Source organism: Paenibacillus medicaginis, from assembly GCF_042138635.1.
Lineage (GTDB): Bacteria > Bacillota > Bacilli > Paenibacillales > Paenibacillaceae > Paenibacillus > Paenibacillus medicaginis.
The window spans coordinates 1-611 of the sequence record NZ_JBHIRY010000087.1; the positions used below are offsets into that span (position 1 = coordinate 1).

1 rRNA gene is annotated in these 611 nt (G+C 53.5%); it reads left to right on the forward strand.

Features of this window, described 5'->3' with window-relative positions:
- Nucleotides 1–611 (forward strand): 23S ribosomal RNA (locus ACE5LO_RS27760); the annotation flags it as partial.

Here is a 611-nt window from a genome sequence, read left to right on the forward strand (position 1 = left end):
TAAGGCTGGGCTGTGATGGGGAGTGAAAATTACAGTAGCGAAGGTCATGATCTCACACTGCCAAGAAAAGCCTCTAGCCAGGTGAAGGTGCCCGTACCGCAAACCGACACAGGTAGGCGAGAAGAGAATTCTAAGGCGCGCGGAAGAACTCTCGTTAAGGAACTCGGCAAAATGACCCCGTAACTTCGGGAGAAGGGGTGCCTCGGTAGGGTGAATAGCCCGAGGGGGCCGCAGTGAAAAGGCCCAAGCGACTGTTTAGCAAAAACACAGGTCTGTGCGAAGCCGCAAGGCGAAGTATACGGGCTGACGCCTGCCCGGTGCTGGAAGGTTAAGGGGAGCGGTTAGGGGTAACCCGAAGCTGTGAACCGAAGCCCCAGTAAACGGCGGCCGTAACTATAACGGTCCTAAGGTAGCGAAATTCCTTGTCAGGTAAATTCTGACCCGCACGAATGGCGTAACGACTTGGGCGCTGTCTCAACGAGAGATCCGGTGAAATTTTAATACCTGTGAAGATGCAGGTTACCCGCGACAAGACGGAAAGACCCCATGGAGCTTTACTGCAGCTTGATATTGAATTTGGGTACGATCTGTACAGGATAGGTGGGAGCCTT